We start from the raw sequence: 7,031 nt of genomic DNA, 5'->3' as shown, positions 1-7,031 counted from the left end.
ACAACGTTGCTACCGTCGCGGTCGGTGACCGCTCCCACAGCGACGACGCTGCTACCGTCGCGGTCGGTGACCGCTCCCACGACGACTGGGCTGCAGCCGCCATCCGGCAGGGCCTCGACTTCGTCGCTGCCGGGGCGGATGTCCTCGATGTCGGCGGGGAGTCTACCCGGCCGGGGAGCGCAGGCGTGTCGGCTGAGGAGGAGCTGCACCGCGTGCTGCCGGTGATCGAGGGCCTCGCGGCGGAAGTGCAGGTCCCCATCTCCATTGACAGCAGCAAGCCCGAGGTCTGCCGCCAGGCCCTGGCCGCCGGGGCCACGATCATCAACGATGTCTATGGGCTCCGTCAGCCCGGGATGCTGGAGCTGGCCGCGGAGACCGGTGCCGCCGTCATTATCATGCACATGCAGGGCGAGCCACGCGACATGCAGCATGCCCCCCACTACGAGGATGTCGTGACCGAGGTGTATGACTTCTTGGCCGAGCGCATCGCGGCTGCCGTCGCCGCCGGTGTGGCCGAGACGCAGATCATCGCCGATCCCGGCTTCGGGTTCGGCAAGACGGCGGAGCACAACCTGGAGTTGGTGCGGCGGCTGCGAGAGTTCCGCAGCCTGGGACGGCCGGTGCTACTGGCCCCGTCGCGCAAGCGCACCATCGGGGACATCACCGGCAAGCCCGCCGGGGAGCGCGCCTTCGGCACGGCCGCCGTCTGCGCCATCGGCATCGTCAACGGGGCCGACATGATCCGCGTCCATGACGTGGCCGGGCTGGTGGACGTGGCCAAGATGGCGGAGGTGGTGGGGCGCGCATGAATCTCAAGCCCGAGAAGGACGTGCTGCGGCGCGAAGTGCTCGCCCGGCGGGATGCGCTGACCCCGGACGAGCGGGCCGCGCTCAGTCGCCCGATCAATGAGTCGCTGCTGGCGCTGCCGGCCGTCCAGGCGGCCTCGTGCGTCCTGGCCTATGCCTGCTTCCGCACGGAAGTGATGACCCACGACTTCATCGCCCAGGTGTCGCAGGGCCGGCGGCTCCTGCTGCCCAAGGTGAACTACACGACCCGCGCGCTGGACCTGTACGAGATCAACGACCGCGATGTGGACACGCTGCCAGGGGTCTGGAAGATCTCCGAACCGGTGCCGGAGCGCTGCCGGCTGGCCTCACCCCGCGAGGTGGAGTTCGCGCTGGTGCCGGGGGTAGCGTTCGATCTCCACGGCCACCGCCTGGGCTACGGCGGGGGCTTCTACGACGACCTGCTGGCGCGCCTGACCCCGCGTCTGGCCCCCGAGCAGGTCGTGGCCGCCGCCTTTGAGCTGCAGATCGTGCCCGAGGTGCCCACCCGGGGCAAGGACATCTCCGTGCCCTATGTCATTACTGAAAAGAGACTGATCCGAGCGCAACCATGAGCCACCGCGACTGCATTCGCCTGGTCAACATGACCTTCTACGGGCACCATGGTGTGGACGACTCCGAGCGGCAGCTCGGCGGGCGCTTCGCCATGGACCTGGAACTCGTCCGCGACCTGACGGCGGCCGGACGGACCGACGATCTGTCCCATACGGCCGACTACAAGGCCGTGTACGAACTCGTCCGCCGCATCGAGGCGGCCAAGCACTACCGCCTCATGGAGGCCCTGGCCCACGACGTGGTGGAGGCGATCCTGCGCGAGTTCGAGGTGGACGAGGTCACGGTCCGGGTACGCAAGCAGAGCGTACCGCTGGGCGGGCTGGTGGACCATGCGGAAGTCGAGATGACACGGCGGCGCTGAGGCGTTCGCAACGACGCGCCAGCCGGCAGCCGGCGCTCCCAGGAGAACACATGCCTCTGACCAAGGACGAGATCAAGCAGGGACTCCGTGACCTCGGTGTCGAGGGAGGAATGGTGCTGATGGTCCATTCCTCGCTGTCGGCGCTGGGTCGTGTCGAGGGCGGGGCGGACACCGTCATTGACGCCCTGATCGAGGTCGCCGGGCCGTTCGGCACGGTGATGATGCCGGCGATGGGCGGCGCCCCGGTCTTCGATGTCAACGAGACGCCCTCCAACGTGGGCACGATCACCGACCGCTTCTGGCGGCGCCCCGAGACCATCCGCAGCATCCACCCGACCCACTCGGCTGCCGGCTTTGGCCCGTTGGCCGAGCAGCTGCTGGCCGATCACGTGGGCCAGCCCACCGCCATTGGCCCAGACTCCCCCTGGGGCCGGATCGCCAAGCTGGACAATGGCTACCTGCTGTTCATCGGGTGCGATCAGGACCGCAACACGCTCCTGCACACCGCCGAGGACATCGTGGAGGGCGCGTACCTGCAGACCATCGTGCGCGACTACTACGACGCGGACCGCCGGAAGCAGACCGCCGTGCTGGAGCGCTTCCCCGGGCCCCACCGCGACTTCATCCAGCTCGACCGGCTCTTCGCCCAGGCCGACGCCATGCGCGTGGGACGGATCGGCAACGCGGTCTGCCGCCTGATGAAGGCCTCGGAGATCCTCCGCCTCGCCGTCGAGGCCCTGCAGGCCGATCCGGCGGCCGTGCTGTGTGATAACCCGCACTGCATGGACTGCGTCAAGCAGCGGGCAGCCATCAAGCGCGCCCGGCTGGCCGAAGAGGAGTTCACGCTCAGTGGCTTGCTGACCGCTGTCTTCCCCCCCGACGAGATCGGCCAGGCTCTGTGGGAGATCCAGGCCGAGGGCATCGAGACCCTCGAGGTGTCGGCCCAGCAGGTGCGGTCGCTGGAGCAGGCCGGGCCGGAGGCGAAGGCGCGCTTCGTCTCAGCGCTCACCACCGCCGGCTGCAGTGTCGCCGTCTGGCCGTGCGAGCTGGACTGGAGCGCCTCGGCGGACGAACGCCGTGCCGCCCTGCTTAGCGCCCTGGAGGGCACACAGGGCCTGGCGCCGCGTTACCTGAAGCTGTCGCCATGGCTGGCGCGGGATGGCGAGATGGAGGCCGTCCTGCCCCGCGCTGTCGCAGCCCTGGCGGACCTCGCCCAGGCCGCTGCCGACCACAACATGGTCCTGCTGATCGAGAACCACCCGGCAGCCGTCTGGCGCGACGCCACGAACTGTGCGGACGTGCTGGGGCAGGTCAACAGCGAGGCCCTGCGGCTGTCGTTCAACCCGCGGCACTTCGCGCACGTGGGCGAGAACCCGTTCCTGCGCACCTGGAGCCGGGGGAAGCTGAAGCGCTTCACCGCGCAACTCATGGTGGCCGACGGCTGCGGCCGGCCCGGCTGGCCGGCCGAGACGGTGCCCGGTCGGGGGCAGGGCGAGGTCAAGGAGATCATCTCGATCGTGCGCTGCCGGTCGTTCGCCGGCCTGATGACCCTCGTCCCCGGCAATGGCTTCACCTTCGGCGAGGCAGCGGCCGGGTTCTGGCGCTGCCTGGACGCGATGTAGCCCGCCGCAAAAAACTTCGCAAGAACACTGGAGGCGGGGAGGAATCCCCTCCCCGCGCGGTGAAACAGTCGCTCTCTTGATGGACCGCCGCCACCGGCTGGCCTCGCCGCTTAGCCGTGCGGAGGTTGGCGCATCATGCCTTTGCAACAGGCCACGCGAGGCCTGTTGGCTCAAACGAGGAGTTGAAGCCCGTGGACGAACACCTCAGGCGACAGGTAACCTGGCTGGTCGTCGCTGGAGCGGTGCTGTGCCTCATCATCTACGCCGGTGGCCGGCGTAGCGAGGTCAGCCGCCTGCGCGACCAGATCGCATACGGTAGCCCGGCTCAGCGCCTCGCCGCCGTGGAGCGCCTGGTGGCGTCGCAGAAGCTCGCCGACGCCGTGACGGACTCCCCGCGCTGGGTGCAGGACGGCGTCGTCGAGGCTGTGACGCGCCTGGGCACTGAGAAGGCGATCTTCCAGCTGATGACCTGTTGGACGGTGGTGGATGCCCCGGTGCAGCCGCGCATCCAGGCCGCCGTGGCCCGCTTCGGGGCGCTGGCCATTCCACCGTTGGTGGAGGCCATGACCGACAAGGACGCGAAGGTCCGCGCCGGAGCCCCCGGGGTCCTGACCGCCATCGGCCCGTCCACGATCCCCTACCTCCTGCCGCTGATGGGCGCCTGGGATGACTACATCCGCACCGGGGTCGCGACCGTCTTCGGCGGCGTCGGCGAGCCCGTTACCAAGGACCTGGTGAAGATCATCACGCGCGGGGAGCCGGCGCCCAACCAGGAAGCCGCCGAGTACAACCGCGAGCGCGACTGCGCGGTGACCTCGCTGCTGAACATGAAGGCCAAGGCGCTCGGCGCCATTACCGGCAAGCTGCTGGTGGACGACAACTACGAGGTGCGCGGCCAGGCCGCCACCATGCTGGGCACCATCGGCGCCGGGCTGAAGCCCGAGGAAGTGCCGCAGGTCGTGCCGCCGCTGGTCAATACCTCGAAGGACCAGAACTGGAATGTGCGCCGGAAGGCCACCGCGGCCCTCGGCGCCCTCGGCGCGCAGGCTTTGCTGAACAACGTCGTGCCGGTCCTGATGGCCCGCCTGGACGACCCGCAGGCGGAGGTCCGCGCCGCGGCCGCAGTGTCCACGGGCGCGGTGCTCGGCACGGATGTGCGTGAGGCGGCCGCCAAGGCCGCGGCCAAGGCGGCGGAGGATGCCGCCAAGGCCGCTGCGGCAGCGGCCCCCGCCCCTGCGGCAGCCCCGGCTGCGCCTGGCGCGGCCGCTCCGGCCGCCCCGGCGGTCGTGCTCCCGCCCCCGCCGGACCCGAAGACCTTCAGGATCGCCGAAGCCCAGCAGGCTGCCAACAAGATGGGCGCCATGCTGGTGGCGAATACCTCGGGCGCCTCGCGCGAACTCGCGGCGGCGCTGGTGCGTCTGGGTGGGGTCGGCATCCCGCCCCTGCAGCCCGCCCTGAAGTCGCCCACCGCCGATGTCCGGCTCTTGGCCACCCAGACGGTGGCCGAGATTGGCGGCCCGGCCTCCATCCTGTATCTGGCGACGGCCCTGCGTGATCCTGGCTCGGCTGAAGTCCGCCAGGTCGCTTCGGACGCCCTCCGCAACGCCCCGGCCGAGGCCCTCGTGGCTGCCTCCGGACAGGTGATCCCGGCGCTCTCAGCCGCCCTGTCGGATGATAAGTGGCAAGTGTACTATGCGGCGCGCGATGCCCTCGCCAAGATGGGCACGCCCGCCGTCCCGGTCCTGACCAAGGCCCTCGCCAGCCCCCAGGCGCGTGTGGGCCACATGGCGCAGATGGCGCTCACTCGCATCGGTGCTCCCGCCGTCCCCGGCCTGACGCAGGTCCTGCTGACGGGCGATGACCGAACCCGCAACTGGGCCAGCATCGCTCTGGGCGAGATCTCCGAGCCCGCGGTCGCGCCGCTGAGCAAGGTTGTGACCGACGGGGGCGCTCCGGCCCCGGCGCGCGCCGCCGCCGCCCGGGCGCTGGGCGCCACGGGCATGACGGCAGCCCTGCCGCCGCTACAGCAGGCCGCCAGCGCCACCGATCCGGGTGTGCGCGTCGCCGCTCTCCGCGGCATGGCGCAACTCGACGAGCCGGAGGCCACGGCGAACCTGGTGGCCGGTATCAGTGATGCGAACCCCGCGGTACGCGAGGCCGCCCTGGAGATCCTCAAGGACTGGCGGATGGATCCCGTCCAGAAGCTGCTGCAGGGCGTGCTGACCAGCGGCGACGCCGATGCGCGCCGCCGCGCCGCGGTAGCCCTTGTTTTCGAGACCTCGAGCGTGACGAACCAACTGCTGCGTGAGGTCTCCACCACCGCCCAGGCGGGGGCGACCCAGACCCAGGCGTCGCTACAGCCCGTCCTGACCGAAGCCGCGCTGGACGGCAAGGCCCCGGTGGCCCTGCGGCGCGATGCCCTGACCTCTCTGGGGTACATCTCTGACGAGAAGGGCATTGAGAGCATCAAGGCGCTGCTGCAGCCACAGGAGCCGATGGCCCTGGCGGCGGCCAAGGCCATTGCCATGATCGGGGTCCGCAAGGCCGCGACACTCGGCGAGGGCGTACAGGAGCGGATGGGCCAGGCCGGCGACATGCTCATCGCGCTGGTCGTCAACCCGCCCAGCCCGTCGCTGTGCCTGGCTGCGGCCGCGGCCCTGGCGAACATGCAGGACATCCCGGTGGACAGCCTGGTCAAGCAACTCGACGGCCAGAATGACGAGACCAAGGCCTGGGCTGGCGCCATTCTCGCCGCCATCGGCAAGCCGGCCACGGAGAAGGTGCTGCGGGCGCGCGGCAACAACAAGCTCCCCGCCCTCCAGCGCCAGTGGCTGGCTTCCACGCTGCAGATCGTCGGGGACGCCATGGCCCTGCAACTGATGAAGCATCTGCCTGCCGAGGAGCAGCCGGACGCCAATCAGGGGCAACTCATCAAGCAGAAGCTCGATCTGATCCGTCAGGCGCAGGCCGGCTAACGTACCAGCGGCACACCACTCATCTCACAGCCAAGAGTTGATGACCGTGAACAATCGGACAGTCAGAGTGCTGGGCACAATCGTGTTGATCCTGGTGGCGGTGTATGTCATCACCTGGATCAGCACCGCCCGACGCACAGGCAAGTACCTGCAGGACCTCGCCGGGCAGGAGCCGGACAAGGTGATGGATGCCCTGGCGGCTCTGCGCGAGCGCGGCGGGGCGGTGGGCCCGAAGCTCGCGGAGCTGGTGCGCTCCGGCCAGGCGGAAGCGGCGCCTCGCGCCGCCTGGCTGCTCGGCATGATCGGCAGCCACGCGGGTGACGCCGAACTCCTGCAGGCCATGCAGGCCCAGGACGCGGTGCTGCGCATCGCGGCCATGCAGGCCCTGGGGCAGTTGCGTGCGGCCAGCGCCGTGCAGCCCCTGTGCACCGTCCTGAGCAACAAGGAAGAGAAGAACGAGGTGCGCATGGCGGCTGCCTACGCCCTGGGCGCCATAGGCCAGACCAGTGCCACCGCGGCGTTGGTGGCGGCTCTGGGCGAGCGCCCCGCACCCGGGCCGCTGACCCCGGCCGCACCGCCCGCCCCCGCTGCTCCCGCGGCCCCGGCGGCAGGCGCCAAGCCGGCCGCGCCGGCCGCAGCGGCTCCAGCGGCCGCGGCCCCCCCCCCCCCCCCC

The 7,031-nt window shown here is 70.4% G+C and carries 6 protein-coding genes; all 6 read left to right on the top strand.

The annotated features are described in order from the left end of the window. Nucleotides 1-809, top strand: an 809-nt coding sequence (gene folP / locus LLH23_16020; GenBank protein MCE5239968.1) for a dihydropteroate synthase, incomplete at its 5' end; no start/stop codon positions are given. After that, nucleotides 806-1,399 (top strand): 5-formyltetrahydrofolate cyclo-ligase, encoded by a 594-nt coding sequence (locus tag LLH23_16015; protein MCE5239967.1) that lies wholly within the window; start codon nt 806-808, stop codon nt 1,397-1,399. The genes folP and LLH23_16015, both read left to right, overlap by 4 nt. Next, the gene (gene folB / locus LLH23_16010) at nt 1,396-1,761 is read left to right on the top strand and encodes a dihydroneopterin aldolase (protein MCE5239966.1); all 366 of its coding nucleotides are present in this window, start codon (nt 1,396-1,398) and stop codon (nt 1,759-1,761) included. Before LLH23_16015 ends, folB begins: the two co-directional genes overlap by 4 nt. 50 nt (nt 1,762-1,811) lie before the next feature. Then, nucleotides 1,812-3,383: an AAC(3) family N-acetyltransferase gene (locus tag LLH23_16005; GenBank protein ID MCE5239965.1), complete on the top strand. Its 1,572-nt coding sequence runs from the start codon at nt 1,812-1,814 to the stop codon at nt 3,381-3,383. Nucleotides 3,384-3,574: 191 nt separating this feature from the next. After that, a complete protein-coding gene (locus LLH23_16000) occupies nt 3,575-6,358 on the top strand; it encodes a HEAT repeat domain-containing protein (GenBank protein MCE5239964.1) in 2,784 nt (927 codons plus the stop codon). Between the two features lie 298 nt (nt 6,359-6,656). Further along, nucleotides 6,657-7,031: HEAT repeat domain-containing protein (locus LLH23_15995; protein MCE5239963.1), on the top strand; the 375-nt coding region annotated here is incomplete at its 3' end.

The organism is bacterium (assembly GCA_021372615.1).
GTDB lineage: Bacteria > Armatimonadota > Zipacnadia > Zipacnadales > UBA11051 > JAJFUB01.
The sequence above is the reverse complement of the archived record's forward strand: the minus strand, read 5'-3'. Positions and strand labels throughout refer to the sequence as shown.

Excerpts from the sequence above, each read along its gene's own strand:
- LLH23_16015 (MCE5239967.1), top strand. The coding sequence starts at position 806 with ATGAATCTCAAGCCCGAGAAGGACGTGCTGCGGCGCGAAGTGCTCGCC.
- LLH23_16005 (MCE5239965.1), top strand. The coding sequence starts at position 1,812 with ATGCCTCTGACCAAGGACGAGATCAAGCAGGGACTCCGTGACCTCGGT.
- folB (MCE5239966.1), top strand. The coding sequence starts at position 1,396 with ATGAGCCACCGCGACTGCATTCGCCTGGTCAACATGACCTTCTACGGG.